General features: G+C 38.4%; 14 protein-coding genes and 1 pseudogene. 8 read left to right on the top strand and 7 right to left on the bottom strand.

Features of this window, described 5'->3' with window-relative positions:
• Nucleotides 1-27: 27 nt before the first annotated feature.
• Nucleotides 28-747 carry an SDR family NAD(P)-dependent oxidoreductase gene (locus QWY86_RS17390; protein WP_290243924.1) on the bottom strand — a complete coding sequence of 240 codons (720 nt, stop codon included), beginning with the start codon at nucleotides 745-747 and terminating at the stop codon, nucleotides 28-30.
• A 490-nt stretch (nucleotides 748-1237) separates the two neighbouring features.
• Here QWY86_RS17390 and QWY86_RS17395 point away from each other — a divergent pair, with 490 nt between their 5' ends.
• Together QWY86_RS17395 and QWY86_RS17400 are read left to right on the top strand one after the other, a co-directional pair.
• Nucleotides 1238-1690, top strand: coding sequence for an Hsp20/alpha crystallin family protein (locus tag QWY86_RS17395; protein WP_290243926.1), 453 nt, complete (start codon nucleotides 1238-1240; stop codon nucleotides 1688-1690).
• Between the two features lie 64 nt (nucleotides 1691-1754).
• Entirely contained in the window at nucleotides 1755-2042 is a 288-nt protein-coding gene (locus QWY86_RS17400) for a hypothetical protein (RefSeq protein ID WP_290243928.1), read from the top strand.
• 1226 nt (nucleotides 2043-3268) lie between these two features.
• On the opposite strand, the pseudogene QWY86_RS20165 reads toward QWY86_RS17400, so the two are convergent.
• A pseudogene (locus QWY86_RS20165) lies at nucleotides 3269-3382 on the bottom strand (hypothetical protein); the annotation flags it as partial.
• Nucleotides 3383-3723: 341 nt separating this feature from the next.
• Between QWY86_RS20165 and QWY86_RS17405 the strand changes: the two are divergent.
• Entirely contained in the window at nucleotides 3724-5544 is a 1821-nt protein-coding gene (locus QWY86_RS17405) for a glycoside hydrolase family 2 protein (protein ID WP_290243929.1), read from the top strand.
• A gap of 100 nt (nucleotides 5545-5644) precedes the next feature.
• Here QWY86_RS17405 and susR read toward each other — a convergent pair whose 3' ends face one another.
• Nucleotides 5645-7255, bottom strand: coding sequence for a SusR family glycan utilization regulator (gene susR / locus QWY86_RS17410; protein ID WP_290243930.1), 1611 nt, complete (start codon nucleotides 7253-7255; stop codon nucleotides 5645-5647).
• Nucleotides 7256-7848: 593 nt separating this feature from the next.
• Between susR and QWY86_RS17415 the strand changes: the two genes are divergently transcribed.
• Complete coding sequence (locus tag QWY86_RS17415; protein ID WP_290243933.1) at nucleotides 7849-10836, top strand: SusC/RagA family TonB-linked outer membrane protein; 2988 nt, start codon at nucleotides 7849-7851, stop codon at nucleotides 10834-10836.
• Between the two features lie 13 nt (nucleotides 10837-10849).
• On the top strand, nucleotides 10850-12580 hold the full coding sequence (locus QWY86_RS17420) for a RagB/SusD family nutrient uptake outer membrane protein (RefSeq protein WP_290243934.1): 1731 nt from the start codon (nucleotides 10850-10852) through the stop codon (nucleotides 12578-12580).
• 504 nt (nucleotides 12581-13084) lie between these two features.
• Here QWY86_RS17420 and QWY86_RS17425 read toward each other — a convergent pair.
• The 3 genes from QWY86_RS17425 to QWY86_RS17435 form a co-directional block, all read right to left on the bottom strand.
• Nucleotides 13085-13420, bottom strand: a complete 336-nt coding sequence (locus QWY86_RS17425) for a hypothetical protein (protein ID WP_290243937.1) — start codon at nucleotides 13418-13420, stop codon at nucleotides 13085-13087.
• 951 nt (nucleotides 13421-14371) lie between these two features.
• A complete protein-coding gene (locus tag QWY86_RS17430) occupies nucleotides 14372-14866 on the bottom strand; it encodes a hypothetical protein (protein ID WP_290243939.1) in 495 nt (164 codons plus the stop codon).
• Between the two features lie 278 nt (nucleotides 14867-15144).
• Nucleotides 15145-15345 carry a hypothetical protein gene (locus QWY86_RS17435; RefSeq protein WP_290243941.1) on the bottom strand — a complete coding sequence of 67 codons (201 nt, stop codon included), beginning with the start codon at nucleotides 15343-15345 and terminating at the stop codon, nucleotides 15145-15147.
• 45 nt (nucleotides 15346-15390) lie between these two features.
• Between QWY86_RS17435 and QWY86_RS17440 the strand changes: the two genes are divergently transcribed.
• The 3 genes from QWY86_RS17440 (at nucleotide 15391) to QWY86_RS17450 (ending at nucleotide 18637) form a co-directional block, all read left to right on the top strand.
• Nucleotides 15391-16170, top strand: a complete 780-nt coding sequence (locus QWY86_RS17440) for an RNA polymerase sigma factor (RefSeq protein WP_290243944.1) — start codon at nucleotides 15391-15393, stop codon at nucleotides 16168-16170.
• Between the two features lie 128 nt (nucleotides 16171-16298).
• Nucleotides 16299-16805, top strand: coding sequence for a BCCT family transporter (locus QWY86_RS17445; RefSeq protein WP_290243945.1), 507 nt, complete (start codon nucleotides 16299-16301; stop codon nucleotides 16803-16805).
• 104 nt (nucleotides 16806-16909) lie between these two features.
• Nucleotides 16910-18637, top strand: coding sequence for an APC family permease (locus QWY86_RS17450; protein WP_290243946.1), 1728 nt, complete (start codon nucleotides 16910-16912; stop codon nucleotides 18635-18637).
• Between the two features lie 424 nt (nucleotides 18638-19061).
• Here QWY86_RS17450 and QWY86_RS17455 read toward each other — a convergent pair whose 3' ends face one another.
• On the bottom strand, nucleotides 19062-19268 hold the full coding sequence (locus QWY86_RS17455) for a hypothetical protein (RefSeq protein WP_290243948.1): 207 nt from the start codon (nucleotides 19266-19268) through the stop codon (nucleotides 19062-19064).
• Between the last annotated feature and the right edge of the window lie 45 nt (nucleotides 19269-19313).

Genomic DNA, 19313 nt, shown 5'->3' on the forward strand with positions numbered 1-19313 from the left:
ATATTGGATAGTTCAGTTCATTTTAAATTACATCGAAGTTTTAAGCTTGCTCAGCCCGCCATCCACAGCGATAACCTGGCCGGTTATCCAGGCACTGTCTTCTGATAACAAATAAGCAATTGCAGCGCTGATATCTCTGGCCGAACCGATTCTTCCGATGGGATGCCTTTTGTTTGATGCCTCAATTTTCTCAGGTGTATTGACCAGCTTCGATGCCAGTGGGGTATTTGTAAGTGAAGGTGAAACGGCGTTTACCCTGATTTTATTACTGCTAAACTCTGCAGCAAGGGAAATCGCAAGCCCTTCAATTGCAGCCTTTGAGGCAGCCGTGCTCGCATGGTACGGCATACCCGTCCTTGCCGCAACAGAACTGATCAGTACAATTGAAGCTGAAGAAGAATTTTTAAGGGATTTTAATGAATGTTGAACAGATTGTGCAGCGCCCACAACATTAAGCCTGAAATCATCTAAAAAGTCACATTCGGAAATTCTGTTAAACGGTTTTAAATTGATATTGCCAACGCAGTAAACCAATCCATCAAGTTTATCGGGTACAAATGAAAATAGTGATTCGGAAAAATGACATACATCCATTTCCAGGTAATGAACTGACACCGGCCAGCTATCCGAGCTGGTTCTGGAGACTGCATAAACAGTGGCGCCTTCACTTATAAGGAGATGGAGCAAATCGAGTCCTATCCCCGAACTGGCGCCAACAATCATTATGTTTTTACTTTTAAATCTCATGAGGTATATATTGTATATTAATATACTATAAATTTATTACTTAGTTTTTAAATAAACAATATTAAGGCTTAAATATATTTGGTAAGTTCATTTCTGAAAAGTGGCATGAATAACTTTCCTGTGCTAATTGGCTTTGTCAAATGAACGCTCAGATTTCTTCATAATATTTGTTTAAAAGTTCATGATAATCATCAAACCTTGGGCATGGGTTGCTTATCAGGATGTTCCATCTTTATGTTAACTCCTCTTGCGGAAAAATTTAACTTACCTGCGTTAAAGGTCGCTATTGAAATCACAGGCAGAGCATTAAGCTGAATTTCTGGCATTCCGTCCCTGATATTTTTTCATTTTTTCTGCAAATTTCTCAGCTATAGGGAGCTGTTTTTGTTTTGGTACTTTATTCGATATATGATCTATGAACGCAAAGTTCAGGGTTTAATTAATTATAAGTTTTAATCATTAAAAAAATCAATTTAAGGAGGAAAGACCTATGACTCTGGTTAAATTTAATCCAAATGGAAACGGAAATGTAAAAAAGAATGGTTTGATGCCGGGCTTTACCGATGTCTTCGATTCGGTTTTTAACGACACCTTTTTTTCAGAACGTATGGTGAGCAGAGTTCCTGCGGCAAATATCAGTGAGAGCCGTGACCATTACCATGTTGAACTGGCTGCGCCGGGACTGAAAAAAGAGGATTTCAAGCTTTCACTGGAAAAAGACATGCTGAGCATTTCTGTTGAGCAGCATCAGCTGCAAGAGCCGGAAGACCGCAATTTCAACAAACGTGAATTTAGCTACAAATCATTTTTACGCTCATTCACTCTGCCGGATTCAGCTGATGATAACGGCATCCAGGCCAGGTATGAAAACGGCGTGCTGTGTATTGACATTCCAAAACGAGAGGAGGCCAGGGTACAGAGCCGCCAGATCGAGATCCAATAATTTCTTTAATTCATTAATTTTTAACACGAGCTGCCTTAGGGCGGCTCTTTTATTGACGTGGACTATGGAAACAAGATTTGAAATTTCAATGAACATGAAAACGCTGAAAGGTCTGGAGACCTATGGTTGTTTTAACGTAGGTATTGAGAAAGTCTTTGCAACCTCACTCTATGCACAACTGCAGGGGAACGAGGATATTCTACCAGATTCGGTAATTACTATAGACCTGGTCAAAAGGGAAAACGGATTGCTGATGCCTTTGGGCCTTAAGCACTGTAATTATCACCAGCTGGCCGAAAATGTCAAAATCATCACACGTGAGCTATTCAAGAAACTTAACCTGGAGGCGTAGGAAGTTATTGACCGGCTCTTCGGCGGCCTTATAAATCCTTACAAATTTTTAAGGGATGTCATCCGGCAGTTCCTTAGCTTTCAGCATCACCGTAAAATTTTATTCCCAGACCGTAAACTTTTTTACGCTCGCTATGCATCTCACAGATTTCTTAAACAGAAAGACACTTTCAATTCGACCTTGGCCCATGGGTGATTGAACTTATAATAGAAACGATTGCAAGCTTAACCGAGACATGCTTCATATCATTGAGTTGGAAATAGTCTTCATAGCACGCTTACAAATCCGAATATCTCCCGTTTCCATAGGAAAAGATTCCGTCCGTTTTTTGTAATACCGCGTTTCATTTTAGCATCTTTTAGCTCTTTTCGCCGCCTCTGATTATGTACTTATGCGGAAACTACTGTCCATTTAAAAGCAGTAGTATTAGACATTATGATCGATTTAGTGAATAGAAGTCATTTTTGAGGTAAATGGGCGTGAAGCTTGAAAAAGAAAATATAAGCATCTCAAAAAAAGAAATTGAGTCGGTCTGGAGAAGTGCATTTTCAAATTGACATATGATGCCAAATTTTGGATGATTATATACAGTCATACTATGAATCTTTGCGCGTCACAGCTATTCTGTTAACAGCATTCGGCAGTTTGATAATTCATAGTTTTGTTTGGCTTGGTTTCTTTCATAGCGCAGCAACGCTCCCGCGAATAGCAATCAGAAAGGTATTAGGCGCTTCGAATTTAGAATTAGTGAAGATGCTGAATGGCTCATTTGTTAAATTGGTTTTACCGTTAAATGTAATTGCATGACAATTAGCCTATTCTGATGAATAAATGGTTGTATAATTTTCGTATCGAAGTTCACTAAGTATTGGCCTTTTGCATCTGCTGTGACATAATCATTATTGCTGACACTGATTAGAGTAACTTTTCGCAGTTGCCAATCCCATTAATGTATTAAGGTATGAATAATAACTTCACACTAGTAAAGCGTTTATTATGCCAATTAGATTATTGCGCTATTGCCTGTAACGCTTTATAATCGGGCGGTACTCAAATAAACTTCGTGATTTATATGGGGCACATTGAGTAAGAAATTGTTATCGAAAAGCTTGGCTGGCCAGAATTCGCCTGTCAGACCGGTTCGGTTTTAGTTTGGATAAAGTCTTAAGTATTTGTAAGTTAGACGGTATTAGCTTTGTGTACCGCCCTGACTCTGAATAAAACATCTATAATGGTAGAGTAAAATAAACCATTGTACCTTTAGCTGCTGGACTGGACATGATTCCGAGTTTGCCCCCGTGTAGCGCAATAATTTCAGAGCAAAGGTATAGGCCAATCCCATAACCGGCAGCTAGATTGCTTGAATTTTAACACGGTAAAACTTGCCAAAGACTTTTTCACTTTCCTTATCTAGAATGCCAATGCCATTGTCTATAACCGACACCCGTATCTCGATGTGGTCGCATAAACACATTATTTAATGTTGGTAATTACGAAAATAAATAGTATTTTTTTTTATATTGGAATGAACTAGACCTAAAACCTGCTTAAAATGATCCTGCTCAAATTACCTTTTTGCGCAGTCTCATGTAAATCCGGAAATCTTTATTTCAATATAAATCGATTTACTTTGTGTTTTCAAATTGCTATATTGCCTGTTATACCAGATATTCCCGGCTTTATGAAAATCAAGTATTTAGCAATTTATGTTAGCACTGGCATTTTACTGAACGGCATTTTAAAACTTAACGCCTATGCACAGACGCCAAAATTGCCTACAAAATGGACAACTGAGGCGATAAACAGTTCGAATCCTTTTCCTGATTATCCACGTCCTCAGTTCGTACGGAATCAGTGGCTGTCGCTCAACGGTAGATGGGATTATATTGGAGGAAAAGAGAAAGCAACAGCTTTAAACCCTAGCTTACCTGTAGATTTCTCACAAAAAAAAGATCACATTCTTGTGCCATATTGCCCTGAGTCTGTGATTTCCGGCATAGAGCGCAAGCAGGAAATAAATATGTGGTATCATAGGACTTTTCAAATTCCCAAAGAGTGGAATGGGAGAAACGTGTTGATAAATTTTGAAGCCGTTGACCATGATGCCACTGTATTTATTAACGGTAAAAAAGCAGGTCAGCACTCCGGTGGCTATGATGCATTTTCTTTAGACATTACATCATTTCTTACACCTGGAAAAAATGAAATTATTGTTGCCGCTTATGATTCAAATGATGGGCGGATGCCATCAGGAAAAAATGGCCCCCGTGGCGACTATACCTTCAGCTCAGGCATTTGGCAAAGTGTATGGCTGGAGCCGGTTGCTAAGGCGCACATAAAAAATATCAGACTATTGCCCGACTTAGATAATAGCAGGCTTCAGGTAATTGTTGATGGCGTTGCTACCAAGGTTTCGGTTACTGCGCTGGATGGAAAGAGGATAGTTTCACAATCTACCGGTATGATAGGGAAGAGCTTGTATCTATCGATTCCGAATCCAAAGCTTTGGTCGCCGGAGGAACCATTTTTGTATGATTTGAGTATTACTGCAACAGATGCAAATGGAGAAACCACTGACAAAGTGATGAGTTATTTCGGGATGCGGGACATCAAAATTGGAAGGGTGGCCAATTTGATGAGGCCACTGCTTAATGGAAAATTTGTAATGCAGGTTGGCTTACTAGACCAAGGCTATTGGCCGGATGGGATTCTCACCGCCCCAACAGAGGAGGCCTTGAAATTCGACTTAGAATTTACCAAAAAGGCGGGCTTTAACCTTATCCGCAAGCACATGAAAACAGAACCTAAACGTTTTTATTACTGGGCAGATAAAATGGGCATACTCCTCTGGCAAGACATGCCTGCAATATGGTACCAGCATGAAGATACAGCAAAGGTACGCACTGTTTTTCGTAAAGAACTTAAAGCGATTATGGACGAGCATTATAATTCACCATCAATCATTGCCTGGGTGCCTTTCAATGAAAACTGGGGTGCTTTCGATGTGCCCCAAATTACCGATTGGGTTAAAAAATATGACCCATCACGGCTGGTTAACGGAAATTCTGGTTTTAATAATAATCCGGGTTACCAGAAAGCAGCGGGAGATCCACTCAATGGCGATTTTGTTGATACCCATATTTATGTGGGGCCGTATGGTGCCTCCAAGCCAGATGCTAAACGGGCGGCCTCGCTCGGAGAATATGGTGGCGTTGGTTTGTTTGTAAGGGGGCATATGTGGCCTGTGGAAAATAATGCCTATGCATATGAACCTACCCCTGAGGCATTGACAGATCGTTATGTCTTGATGATGAATCAAATAGAACAGCTCATGAAATATAAAGGACTCAGCGTATCTGTATATACTCAAACAACCGATGTTGAGCATGAGGTGAATGGTTTGTTAACTTATGATAGGGCGGTTGAAAAGATGGATATCAAGCAGGTTGGTGAAATTAATAAAATCATTATTGCTGAAGGTAAAAAGTTAAATGGTCAATAGGGTATAAGCGCCAATTCTTTTGATCAGGGATGAAGAGATACGTGTTCCAAAATAATCATCTGTAACAAATGAATTAGGAAATCCAAACCAATACTTATTTCTACACCGCTTTAACAGACATAATTGATTTATCGAATTCCTCGCTGGAAACCAATGACTTAGCTTTAATGCGCATTTTATAGACATATATCGTATTCTCAGAATATTCCAATATTGCTGCTATCGCCCGAACATCATTGATTCCTAAACGGATTAATGCAAATATTCTCAGATCTACATTGAGTACTTCCGGTGCTTTAGGAAAAATCTGGTCTTCCTGCTTAAGCAAATCGTTAAAAGCCTGGATGAAGTTTGGAAAAATACTAACGAAAACCCGATCGAATGTATTATACAGGAGCGCTCTTTCAGTTTTTATATCAATTGAATTCAGTGTCGGCAATACTTCGTTATATCGCTTGGCTAACATCTTTCTTTCGACACTTCTTTTCAGGCGGTCTAGCTTTAAGATGTAAGCCGACACCATCTCGAAGAAATAACCAATGTATTTCTCATTAACCATAGCATATTCGCGAAGTTTATCATTAATGTGTACAAGCTGGGTATTAAAAGATTCAAGTTCGATGTTTTTCTGCTCGATGATCCGCTCTTTAGCCCTTACTTTTTTGAGTTGAATAAAAATGATGAATGAAACCAGCAGAATCAAAATGCTAAGAGAAGAAATGGAGAGAAAATAAATCATTAAACGATTTTTATCTTTCTGAGCCACAATGTTAACCTGAGACGCAATTTCAGGATATACCGATTCTATTTTCAGCTTTCTGAGCTTGTTGCCGTAAAACTCAGCATCTGTCCTCGAATGCTGAATAAATGTGTAAGCATCTTCCAAATGTCCGTGGCTAAATAAATCTTCCGCCAGCAGTAGCGTAGCCAAAGTTTCCCGCACTGAAGATCTGATGTCAAATATTGCAGATTCAATTAACAGACTAACTCTGGTATCATTCTCATTTTCAGTTTGGTAAAACGCAGCAAGCCCTGTAAGTACTCTTGCACGCTGGTGCTTTGTTAAGGTATAATTTTTTAATAAACTCAAAAAATATACCGGCTCTTTATTAGTTTCTCCGGCAACAACCTGTCTGTTTCCTTTTGTAAATAACTCTTCAAAGGAATTTGGACTGCATAAGGTAAGCGCTGAATCAAGGTAGCTGACAGCCCGGCGATTGTACTTATCAGTAAAATTTGAGTTGCCATTGTATATGGCAAGATTGGAGTAGGCTCCTGATTTCAGGCAATAATAATCGTAACGGTAACTTGAATTTAATAAAGAAGGGTTAATTTCTATAAGCAAATCGAACGTTTCTTTAAACATACCGGCATGAAGTAGTAATGAAGATATTTTAACCTTACTTATGCTAATTTTTTCCCTGTCCTGCATTGCTGTGCTTACCTCGAGTAATTTTACACCATATCTGTATGCAGAATCAAACTGGTAATATTCATATTCTTCAAACAGTTTCAGCAGATTTCCGAAGCTGCTACCATGGTTCGATTTGAGATTTGCCTTCATACGCTCTATTCTCGTGAGTTTTGCTTGCTCATATTTGTCTTTATTTGAAATTTCAGATTTTAAAACTTTTAAAAGACTGTCACGCTGCGCTGAGCGGGAGCTTGTGAATAACAAGAAGGATAAAATAGTAAGCAAAAGGAATTTCATGCCAGGTGGTTTACAACCCAAAAATATATTTTTTATCGCTACATCAGTTATTAATTTTATACTCAAAAGTCGCCATCCCAAATACTTTAGTATTATTTAAACCCTTTGGGCTATTAATCAAATAAAAGTTATGGCCATTTCAGAATCTGACAAACAATTAAGGCATAAAATCAAACTGATAATTTTATATTTTTCAGATATACAACTTTCTTAACTATTTGAAATTAAGTGTTATAGCTCTAAATAAGGCTGTTTTTTATTATATTTTAAAAGGAAGCGCTCTCCAATCATATATTTATGGCTGCAGTGATTATAAATTAGATAAAAATTGTGCAGCAATCGTTTTGTACAGTCACAATGAATTTTAACCAAGTATAAATTTTCCGATAAGCTTAACCTGTAAAAGATTAGTAAATCCTTTTACCTGTATACTGAATTCGGACCAATTCTTTATCCATGATGAGCAAGAACAAATCCCCTTAAATTAATTCTAGAGTAAAAAACTTTAAAGTGTATTGCTCCTGTAGAAATTAAATCAGCACAACCATCCAATCCAACAAATCAACTAACCAAAACTATTAAGATCTTAAAATATGTATAGGAATTTTATCCAATTACTAGGCATTATCATATTAATCTTTGCCCAAACGTTTCCTGTAGATGCCCAAACGAGGGTATTAAGTGGCGCCGTGACCGATATGACTGACGGAAGCCCGCTCTCAGGGGTAACGGTATACAATAACACGAAATCTTCATCAACATCAACTAACGCAGCAGGTAAATATACCCTTACCATACCGGCAGGTTCAAAAAGTATCTCCTTTTCTTTTGTCGGTTACACCACGAAAACTGTAACAATTGGCAGTTCCAATGTTATAAATGTTACTTTAAATTCATCTTCCAATAACCTTGATGAGGTTGTGGTGGTGAGCGTTGGATATGGTACACTCGATAAGCGGGAAGTATCCAGCGCTATTACACATATTTCTTCAGAAGATTTACTTACCGTAGCAGCAAATAACCCGCTAATGTCTCTGCAAGGGAAGGTTCCCGGATTGAACATTACCAATACCTCTGCAGCCGATCCTAACTCGAGCCCAAGTATACAGCTTCGTGGTGTTTCTTCCCGTAGTGCAGGCCTGGGTCCACTATATGTTGTCAACGGCGTTCCTGGTGGTAATATAGATAACATCAACCAAAACGACATTGAAAGTATCGATGTATTGAAAGGCGGAGCAGCATCAGCAATTTACGGCACAAGAGGTAGCAACGGGGTTATCATCATTACGACTAAAAAAGGAACATCGCAAGGCCGCATGTTTTATGACGGTTATGCAAGTTTCGATTACCTGACCAATAAACTGGAAAATTTGAGCGCCGATGAATTTATCGCCAACCGTGTGGCAAATAAACAGGGACAGGACTACAAATCCAAAACCGACTGGCTTAAAGAGGTAACCAATTCGCCGGCCTTTGCACAAAAACATACCGTTCAATTTTCAGGGGGATCTGCTAAAACAAACTATTTCGCATCAGGTGATTACCGTGATGCAGATGGAATAGATTTACGAGCACATAAAAGGGAATATGGTGCCAGGCTGAACATTAATCATGCTACAGATAATAATATGTTTGTTGCTACACTTACTGCTGCGCCAAGATATATGACAACAAGCAATGCTGATCAAGGAAACTTTAACAATGCATTGACTTTGAATCCAACTTACGCAATCTTTAACCCGGCAGGCAAATACAACTACATTAACACCGGGTTTTTTTCCAATAACCCGGTTGAGAATGCCAATGTGATCAAATCAGGAGCAGAAATAAAAGAGCTGGACATCAACGGTTCACTTAAAATGAATATCCTCTCGAATCTGAGTACCATGGTTACTATTTCCGAAATCAGCCGCTCGTCCAAGAATATGTACTTTAGTCCTTCAACGCTTTCATCTGTAGTACAGGCAAATAAAATTACCCAAACCAATTTTGCCTCTCAGGAGCAGCAAGAGAATGACCAGAAAAATTTGGAATGGACAGGAAACTATTCAGAGGATTTTGGCAAAAATCACCTGAAAGTATTAGGCGGATATTCCTACTCGTTATATAACTATAAGAGGATATATGCACAGAATTATGATTTTCCATTTGATACCTACTTATGGAATAACCTGGGTTCAGGTTTGTACAACGGTGGTGCCGCCGGACAAGGGCAATCAGCGGTTGCCTCTACACAGAATGGCTCAACACTAATCTCATTTTTCGGAAGGATGAACTATGACTTTGATAATAAATACATCTTAACCGCTAGTTTGAGAAGGGAAGGATCTTCAAAATTCGGAGAAAACAATAAATGGGGAAATTTTCCGGCTGTGTCAGCTGCCTGGAGATTATCTGAGGAAGCCTTCGTCAAGGGTGCACTTCCATGGGTAAATGAACTGAAAATCCGTGCAGATTATGGTATCACTGGCAATCAGGATTTCGGCAATTATCTTTCGCTACTTTTATACGGTGGTGCTGGTTATTTTCCATTCAATGGCCAATATTATCAGGTTTACGGTCCCTCATCAAATGTTAACCCGGATTTAAGCTGGGAGAAATCTTTGAACTTCAATGTTGGTTTGGATTTTTCGGTACTAAATAACCGCATTAGCGGCTCTGTTGATTATTACATCAGAACTAACAAAGATTTACTTGGCTCTTACACTGTTCCGGTACCTCCAAATACACAATCTACAACCTTTACCAATGTGGGTACAATGAAAAATTATGGGATTGAATTATCATTAAGTGCTGAGGCAGTTAAAAGTAGGGATTTCAATTATGAAGTAAATCTGGCTTTCGCCTACAACCGAAATAAGTTTATTTCATTTTCAAATGAGATCTACAAGGGCGGAACTTTTCAGGATGTGGCAGGTTTGCCTGCACCTGGTTCACCAGGAAATATTCAGCGTATCCAGGAAGGCCAAAGCATCGGGCAGTTTTACACCCTTCGTTCAGCCGGCGTTAACGATGCCGGAGCATTACTGGTTTACAAGAAAGACGGTTCAATTGTTCAGGCCAATCAGGCAAATAATGATGATAAACAGTTTGTTGGAAACGGTTTGCCTAAATTTATCGCCTCGATGGGTAATACCTTCAGGTACAAAAGATTTGATTTAGGTATTTTCCTCCGCGGTACATTCGGATATAAAATATTTAATACCACCGCCTTTTACATTGGAACACCTTCCAGCCAAAGCGATGCAAATGTTTTAAAATCAGCATATGACACAAATAGTAAGTACTCACTATTGAAAAGTACTGCAACGACCTCAATTGCATCTGATTACTTCCTTGAAAACGGCTCTTTTGTAAAAATCGACAATGTATCGCTGGGCTACAAACAGCCACTTAATATTAAATACATTAAATATGTGAGGTTGTATGCTGCAGGAAGGAACCTGCACACCTTTACAAAATACACAGGTGGAGATCCGGAGTTAGTTCAGGTCAATGGATTGACGCCGGGTGTAAATACATCGCTGAATTATTATCCTTCTACACTTCAGCTAATTTTCGGATTACAGGCAACCTTTTAAAATTTAAGAAAAAATGAAAAAATACATTAGAAATACAGGCTTATCTTTTTGTTTACTTATTGCCATTGCCGGATGTACAAAACTTGATGAACAGGTTTATGATCAGGTAGATGCAGCAAATTTCCTAACCCGAAGGGATGATGTAATCCGCGATTTTTTAAGGCCTTTCGAGCATGCATACTGGAGCATTCAGGGGAATGATGTATACGCCGTTGGCGAAGACAGCAGTGATGAAATGGGAACCTATAACCGCCAGGGAGATTGGCAGGACGGAGGATATTATCAACGCATGCATTACCATACCTGGACACCTCAGGATGGTTTCACTAATGGTGCATGGAGAAATTTTTATCAGGGTATCGTACTCTCTACAAACTCACTTCAGGATATGGAGGGAATTACAGATCCGGCCAAACTTAGTGTTACAACAGATGAGCTCAACGATTTCAAAGCTGAACTTAGAACCTTGAGGGCATGGTTCTACCTGCGTGCTTTCGATTTTTACCGTAATATTGAAATCGTAACAGATGTAAAGAATACTACTCAGGGAAGCACTCAGGCGACGCCGCAGGAAACATTTAATTACATCGAATCAGAACTGAAGGCTGCCCTTCCCGCGCTTCCATTGCGTGAACAGTTAGGCGCCAATGGGATCGGGAGATGGACAAAGGCTGCTGCTGCAACGCTACTCGCCCGATTATACCTTAACGCGAAGGTTTATATCGGAACTGATAAATTTACAGAATGTGAGGCAGTATGCCGGGACATCATTGACGGAAAATACGGCGCTTATACGCTTGACTCACGCTGGGATGCACCCTTCGATTATACGAATAAGACGCTCAATTCTGAGGTAATTTATGGATTTCCAGGTACTTTAGCCAGAACACATTGGCAGTATGATAGTGGTATGTTCTTCTGGGGAATGACGTATGATGCAGCAACCCTTTACTGTGGTTTTACCGATTTCGGGAAATCAAACCCTCGTTTCGCGCTTCAGCCGGGCCGGGATGTTGACAGTGTGGAATACACCCACACACTTGGAAAGCCTTTTGTTAAATTTCAAAGATACCCGGATGATCTTCGCCTTAAAAAATATAAGAACCTGGGCGACAGTAAACGAGAAGGTATGTTTTTATACGGCTATCTTCCATATGCAACCAATGTAAACGGGGTGAGCAAAACCGATACGGTAAGAGGAAACAAAGGACCATATGCACTTTTTATCCGCGACCAGGTTGGTTATTTCCTGGGAACAAAACCGGGAATCAAAATCGCCGATAAAGAGTCTAATATGAACCATGCCGATCACAACTCCGGTGTTTTTCTGGTGAAGTATCCGATGTATCCAACGCCAGATCCCAACAGGATTACTTCTGCATATGCAGAAATCAGACTTACCGAGGTTTACTATACTTTGGCGGAATGCAGATACCGTGCAGGTGATAAGGCTACTGCTGCGACACTATTAAACAGGGTACGTCAGCGCAATTACCCTGCCGGTTCCTCAAGTCTTTACACCGCTGGCGGAGCTCAGCTCACTGACCAGGAACTGCTTGATGAATGGGGTAGGGAGTTTATTGGAGAAAATCGCCGTAGGACAGATCTGATCCGTTGGGATGCGTTTACCAAAGGTACTTGGTGGGATAAAAAACCTGATGCGGATAAACATACTGAAATTTTCCCGATAGGTAGGGATATTCTGAGTGCAAATCCAAAGCTGAAACAAAACCCGGGTTATTAAAAAATAGTAATCTCTTTCTTCTCTATGAGGAAGGAAGAGGTTAAATTTGGATTAGTTAGGTGTCCCCCGTAAAAAGGGGACATTTTTAATTAACACTTTCTGCTATTTATTCTGTTTTCTAGCCTCGGCATCTTCAAATCGATGTGCAGTATTTTCGCTCTCATAAACAATCAGGGGATGGGTGTGGATATCACAGATTTCCCGAATGCGGTTATCGTTGGCGCACACTTAGCTTTATCTTGACACTTCAGGGCGTTTAAGTTTACGTGTAGGTTAGCTAAAGCTTTTAACTTGGCCATACTCTATTTATATCACCTCCACTTATATGGATGTAAACAGCTTCAGTGATACTGTTATCTTTTTTGTAATTATCTATCCAAAAAACAATAAAAGAAATTAAGAATAACGGTATCAATTCATTATCTGCGACTGTCATATAAGTCATTAATTTAAAAACACAATACGACAGTAAAAGATTAGGGTAAATTTAATATCGACAAATAATTACAAAAGCTTTGCGGAAAACTGGAAGCTTCGAACTTTAACAAATGTTTCACTTTCCTGCTCAGCAGACACGCTATAATCGACTAAATTAATTTCAGCAAAATTCCATACAGCCATTACAGAATCCAGATTTATCATTTCCAGTTTTAATTGAGCAGGTACTGAATATTTTATCCCGCCCAAAAAGCGAATGAAAGCAAGTCCGTGAACTTCTCCGTCAATGAAAGTTAGTGACTGGGTTTTCTGTTGTTGGTCTTCGAGACCTTCCACACTGGCAAATTTTCCATAGGCACCCGAACCCGGTATACTCAGTTTTAATAATATAGTATCACTCATTACCTTTGCTTTGTTACTAACCTATTTGTGTTCTTTAAGTATTACTAATTATTAAACCACTACACAAAGATAATTAACATAGAGCGACTTAAAACAATTATCTTAATATTAAGAATCACAAACTTTTTGTAAAGATAGATGTCTAATTCGCTACCCTCAGCTAACTTAAAGCGCAAATTCTTGTAAAGTTAGGACAGTTACTCCCGGTTTGATGTGCTTTCAGGAAATCTTTAAGAACTCTGTTTAAGATCACAATACCCCGAATCATGAATTGTTAAAGGATAATTGAACGCTTAACAAGGTAAGACATTAATATTACGATTTAAGTATGATTAAGCAAAATTTAAGTTTGGGATTACTGTATGACAGCTGGACGGAATTAGTATCGAAATAAATATGAAGTCTCCATTTAATGTAACAGTCAAATTTAATATTGAGGTTGGCCCCCCTTTATCAGTCAAATTTGCAGTTTCTATGTTGAGCTTAAATAAATGGTTAAAAGTCAAAACTAAAACAATCATATTACGGGTCCAGATAATAATGTGATAAATTCTTTTTGTGTATTCTCCTAGAATATGGTCGACTTGCTATTCAGCTTCTGTTATCATTCGTCATGTCGGTCTTTCAAATGCCTCATAACGGTTTCGCGCTATGCTTTCTGGCGGGTTTCGGAGCACTTCAGCTCAATAATTATACGAAAGTTCAATAGTAGCAGAAAAGCCGAAGTTTGCACTTCAGCCTTGCTTTTGGCAATACCTGGTAAACGGCAGCCCCTTCTTTTAGCCTGTGATTTTCAACGACTGAATAAGTCCTTGATTTAACTTTACATTCTATTTCTGCTAACGGTTTGCAGGTTTAAGTTGAGCCTAATTATTTGCACAACATAACCTACCTTACTAAATTAGGTAAATAGCTTCAAATTCTCGTTTCGTACTTCGCCCGAGGTTTAACTTAAACCTGTTGTTGGGCGTTCGTTTTCTTAAAATCAATTTCGTAGTCGTCGGCTAAACATTCGAAAGTTTCATCTTTAAAGAAAAATATGAAATGTCTATTGTTTGAATTATCTGTTGTCAAATTAACTATCGGTTCTGGAAACTCTCTATCTAATCCACTTTTAATTTCGTAGAACTCTCCCCAAGGTAATTCGTTAGGATAGGTTCTATACTGTCCATAATAATAACCTTCGTCATTGCAAATGTTCAGAGAATATTTAGAGCAATTCTTGAATAAGATATTGGCTTTGTTTCCCTCTTCAAAACCTTCGAAAACATAAGCATTCAGAAATATGGTCATTAAAAGGTTTGAATTGATTAGTTGTAATTCGATTTCTGGAGAAACTGAATGAGCATTCCAATCTTTTGTTATTTGGACATAGTCAACTTTTTTAGGTTGATTTTGGTCATTAATTTCGTTTTTGTCACTGAAAATTTTCCTTAGCCAATTCATATTGTTTCTTCTAAAGGTATGCTGTGGTAAAATGACGCCTAACTTATTTATAGGTCTGACGTTATCAGACCAAGCCACACAAATTTGGGCATATTAGTCTGATAGAAAGTGCCTATCGATACCCTAAAGCTAAATATAATTCTCTAAATAATATTGTATGCTTAGGGTTAATAATAGCATAGAGTTTACTGCATACTTATAAGCGACAGCATTAGATTTATTAACCAATTAAAGCAAAAAAGTAACACCGCTCCTAAAATAAGTGTTACCATATCAAATTAGCGATTGAATAACCGCTTTCGAAAATAGTAGCCTGCAATAAGCAGCAATACGGATAACAGCAAAATAATTTTCCAGTTCAGAACGGTTGCTTTTGATTTAGTTTGCCTACTCGCTTTTGATTCCATGCTTGTATTTAAGCCTTTTTCGCTATCCAGTTCATGCATATACCTTTTGGCCTCCATTTTTTGAGCGTTCATTACCTTTTTTTGCTTATGAGCATATATAAGTTTATGCGCTTGCCCATGAAAACCACTATCAATCGAATACTGAAAATTAACCTCCTGTTCTATGGGCAAAAAGGGCATAAATGCACCGTAATCATATTTTTCTTCCTTGATGTGGTTTATAATGAGCCGAACGGCTTAATCAATAAGGTTGTGACCAAAACCTTTCCTTTACAACGGTGTTATAAACTAATGGGAGAAGCTTTACAAAAACAACATCAAAAACATTTAATCAGGCAACAAAACGGGTTTTTACTTACTCTGGAGGTTGAGGAGCGTCGTTTAATTGCTGCGCTTAAAGATGGGGAACTTTCAGCCTTCAATTATCTTTACCACCATTATGCTGCAAATCTATTCGGCGTAATATTCAAAATTGTAAAACAACAAGAAACTGCTGAAGATGTATTGCAGGAGTTATTTCTAAAAATCAAGAGTAATATTCACGCTTATAATGAAAAAAAGGGTAGGCTCTTTACCTGGATGCTCAACATGGCCCGTAATGCGGCTATTGATGAGGTCAGGAGAGCTTCATCAAAGGGTCGTTTGTTATGTGATGAACTGGAATATTCACTTGGTATTTTAGACCGGGAAAAAAGTACCATTTTGAATCCTGATACCATCGGCCTGAAAAAGCTTTTAAATCAGTTGAAAGAAAATGAAACCATGCTCATTGACCTGGTTTATTATCAAGGTTATACACATCAGGAAATTGCAGAATCTCTAAACATCCCGATAGGAACAGTTAAGACACGTATCCGAAATGCCATTTTCACCTTGCGTGCCATTTTTGCAATTTAATCTTCAGTATAAAATGCGATTTCGGTTGTTGTGAAATGGTTATTGCAGAATGGTGTAAACTTTGATATGTAACTCGTCTAGTATTAAAAGATAATAGTCGTCTCCTAGTTTATAAAGGAATAAATATTATGATAAGTGGATTTAATATTAAGACCACATTTGACAAGGCCATTATTATACCCGGACTAATTTTTATTGTTGGTATTTGTCTTTTGTCCGTTATTTTACCTAATGAGACTGAACAGGTGCTTAACAGCATAAAAGTCTTTATTTTCGTAAATTTAAATTGGGTGTATGTTTGGTCAGTCACCATTTTCGTGATTTTTCTGGTCTACCTAATGTTCAGTAAATATGGCGCTATCCGTCTTGGGGATAACGATAGCAAGCCGGAGCATTCCTTTTTCTCCTGGATTGCCATGTTATTTGCTGCAGGTATGGGTATTGGCTTAATGTATTTTGGGGTTGCCGAGCCATTATCACATTATGCAAACAATGTATTTGATAGCGGGCAATACGTAAATAAGGCCAAGAATGCACAAATTTTTTCAAATGTTGCGACGATTTCGATTGGTAACAGCTTTCTGCATCATTTTTGGAAGTCTGCACCTCAATTGCCCTTTAATTTATTTCTATAGGGAGATTGTTTAATAAATAGATGCCGCATGAAGAGCGTTTAAAGTTAATTTTCCTCAGCAGATTAAAAAGAGCTGATTAAGAAATAGGAGACCATAAAATACTTATGCAAAAAAAACTTACACAATTACAGGCAACTGCCATCTGTGGGAATGACATATCTTCTTCTTGCCTTTATGTATCCGCATTAACAATTGCATATGCCGGTCAATATGCATGGGTGTCACTTTTGATTGTTGCATTGGTCTTGTATTTATTTCGAAAGATTTATGGAGAAGTGGTTGGAGCCCTGCCATTGAATGGTGGAGCTTACAATGTTCTGTTGAACACTACCACTAAGCAAACCGCTTCATTTGCTGCCTGCTTAACCATTCTATCCTACATGGCTACTGCTGTAATCTCTGCTTATGAAGCAATGCACTACCTACATGAAATTATCGATAGTTTACCATTGATGTGGGCTACAGTATTCGTGCTGGCTAGTTTTATGGTTCTTACGATTGTCGGAATAGGAGAATCGGCCAATGTTGCCGTTGCTATTTTCATCTTTCACCTGATTTCATTAAGCTTGCTCGTTATCACCTGTTTATGGTTTGTTCTAAATCAAGGCGTTCATACATTTAATCTAAACTGGCAAATCCCAACTTCATCGGGTGGGATATTAACCGCATTATTTTTCGGGTTTTCTGCCGCTATGCTTGGAATCTCGGGTTTTGAAAGTTCAGCAAATTTTGTAGAGGAGCAACAGGAGGGTGTTTTTCCAAAAACACTGGCTAATATGTGGCGTGTGGTAAGTTTTTTTAATCCTACAATTGCACTCCTTGCATTAGCAATACTTCCAGTACTATCCATAAATGAACATCAGGAATCGCTCCTATCCTTTATTGGTCAAACAGCAGGGGGAAGCTGGCTGGCTCATCTGATATCTATTGACGCGGTATTGGTTTTGGGAGGAGCGGTACTTACCTCTTATGTTGGCGTTACGGGGCTTGGGGAACGCATTGCACTAGATAGAATTCTGCCAAATTCTTTATTAAAGAAAAATTCAAAAGGGGTCAACTATCGTATTGTCGTCGTATTCTTCATCTTGTGTTTGTCAATACTATTGGTTACCCAAGGTGATTTAGCTAGTCTTGCAGGGGTATATACTTTTTCTTTTCTTGCCGTTATGGCGCTCTTTGGCCTTGGAAATTTATTGTTAAAGGCCAAAAGACAACGTTTGCCAAGACCGGAACGTGCAGCAATAGCATCAGTCACAATCGCAATAGGATTTATCATCGCAGCCTTTATTGGCAATATGTATCTGAACATCCAATCGTTTTTTGTTTTTCTCAAATACTTTCTTCCCGCTGTTGCTTTTATACTCATCATGCTCAATAGGGCACTACTGGTCAAATGGCTTATTTTTAGTATAAGCAAACTGGAAGAGGGTTCCCGAAAAACAATTTTTGCTAAGCTGAGGCTCCATCGTCTGCTAGTCAAAATTAACGCTAATGAACTGGTTTTTTTTACAAGGGGAGACAATGTAGCAGTGTTAAATCGGGTTATGATTTATGTAGAAGATAATGAGGTTACCAAAAAACTTAAGATTGTTCACCTATCTAATGAGCACAGTGATAACGAAAATCTTCGGGTAGACATCGAAGTACTGGATCGGGCCTACCCCGAGATTGACATTGACTTTGTGGAGATTGCCGGACAATTTGGTCCGGAAATGATAGATAAGTTATCACGGGAATGGGGCATTCCAAAGAACTTTATGTTTATGGGTTCTCCTGGTGATCGGTTTCCTTACAGGATATCAGAACTTGGAGGTGTAAGGTTAATTATGTAGAAAAAGATTCGCTGTTATAAAAGCTCTTGATGGCAATTTATTTCGTGCTATGCGACTTTATATATGCTTTAAATGCATATATTGAAATATGACAGGTTCAGCTAACGATCCTATTCATTTAGAGGGAACAAACCATTTGTTAAATTTCTTTTGCGCAAAAAATAATTTAAATCCCCAGATAGTAATTTATTGCGTGAAAATTAAAGACTCCCATTCTGATTTTCGTTATAGTTACAAATCACTATAGTAAACACTGCAGGCATCAAGCCTAAACCATTCGCATTTCTGATTAATTTAATCCGTTAAATAGAGTTTAATCATTTCTTCGTATTAGAGGAATGGGGAGTAGGGGTTGCTTAGATTAACACAAATAAAAAAGGGTTCTTGTATCGTTGAGAGAACCCTTTTTTAGGTTTAAATAAAACTACATTTTGCTCATAGTGTCTTTTGACATTGTATCAGCCATTGATGAATCCTTCATCATTGTATCGCTACTCATGCTCATTGAAGTATCTGCTATGGTACTGTCAGTCATTGTAGAATCTGCACCATCTGCTTTTTTCTCTGAACAAGCTACTACTGTTAAGCTTAATGCTAAGGCTAAGAAACCTAATTTGAATAAATTTTTCATTTTTTTGATTTTGTTGTGTTTTTAATTTATTGATTGTCAGTTAAT

Source organism: Pedobacter aquatilis (genome assembly GCF_030409415.1).
GTDB lineage: Bacteria > Bacteroidota > Bacteroidia > Sphingobacteriales > Sphingobacteriaceae > Pedobacter > Pedobacter aquatilis.

Coding starts and splice junctions, on each gene's coding strand:
- QWY86_RS17390 (WP_290243924.1), bottom strand. CDS start 747: ATGAGATTTAAAAGTAAAAACATAATGATTGTTGGCGCCAGTTCGGGG.
- QWY86_RS17395 (WP_290243926.1), top strand. CDS start 1,238: ATGACTCTGGTTAAATTTAATCCAAATGGAAACGGAAATGTAAAAAAG.
- QWY86_RS17400 (WP_290243928.1), top strand. CDS start 1,755: ATGGAAACAAGATTTGAAATTTCAATGAACATGAAAACGCTGAAAGGT.
- QWY86_RS17405 (WP_290243929.1), top strand. CDS start 3,724: ATGAAAATCAAGTATTTAGCAATTTATGTTAGCACTGGCATTTTACTG.
- susR (WP_290243930.1), bottom strand. CDS start 7,255: ATGAAATTCCTTTTGCTTACTATTTTATCCTTCTTGTTATTCACAAGC.
- QWY86_RS17415 (WP_290243933.1), top strand. CDS start 7,849: ATGTATAGGAATTTTATCCAATTACTAGGCATTATCATATTAATCTTT.
- QWY86_RS17420 (WP_290243934.1), top strand. CDS start 10,850: ATGAAAAAATACATTAGAAATACAGGCTTATCTTTTTGTTTACTTATT.
- QWY86_RS17425 (WP_290243937.1), bottom strand. CDS start 13,420: ATGAGTGATACTATATTATTAAAACTGAGTATACCGGGTTCGGGTGCC.
- QWY86_RS17430 (WP_290243939.1), bottom strand. CDS start 14,866: ATGAATTGGCTAAGGAAAATTTTCAGTGACAAAAACGAAATTAATGAC.
- QWY86_RS17435 (WP_290243941.1), bottom strand. CDS start 15,345: ATGAACGCTCAAAAAATGGAGGCCAAAAGGTATATGCATGAACTGGAT.
- QWY86_RS17440 (WP_290243944.1), top strand. CDS start 15,391: ATGAAAACCACTATCAATCGAATACTGAAAATTAACCTCCTGTTCTAT.
- QWY86_RS17445 (WP_290243945.1), top strand. CDS start 16,299: ATGATAAGTGGATTTAATATTAAGACCACATTTGACAAGGCCATTATT.
- QWY86_RS17450 (WP_290243946.1), top strand. CDS start 16,910: ATGCAAAAAAAACTTACACAATTACAGGCAACTGCCATCTGTGGGAAT.
- QWY86_RS17455 (WP_290243948.1), bottom strand. CDS start 19,268: ATGAAAAATTTATTCAAATTAGGTTTCTTAGCCTTAGCATTAAGCTTA.